Below are 286 nucleotides of genomic sequence, written 5' to 3' on the forward strand. Positions count from 1 at the left end.
CCATCTGCGCTGCGCCCGTGATCATGTTCTTCACATAGTCAGCGTGGCCCGGGCAGTCGACGTGTGCGTAGTGGCGGTTAGCCGTTTCGTACTCGACGTGCGCCGTGTTGATCGTGATGCCGCGCGCCTTTTCTTCCGGTGCCGCGTCGATCTGGTCGTATGCCTTCGCTTCGCCGCCGAACTTCTTCGTCAGCACGGTCGTGATCGCTGCCGTCAGCGTCGTCTTGCCGTGGTCAACGTGACCAATCGTACCAACGTTCACGTGCGGCTTGGTCCGCTCGAATTT

1 protein-coding gene is annotated in these 286 nt (G+C 60.8%); it reads right to left on the reverse strand.

Features of this window, described 5'->3' with window-relative positions; translation table 11 throughout:
* On the reverse strand, positions 1-286 hold a 286-nt coding region (locus ACV22Z_RS35915), incomplete at both ends, for a GTP-binding protein (RefSeq protein ID WP_448080967.1).

The organism is Burkholderia sp. PU8-34, from assembly GCF_053427725.1.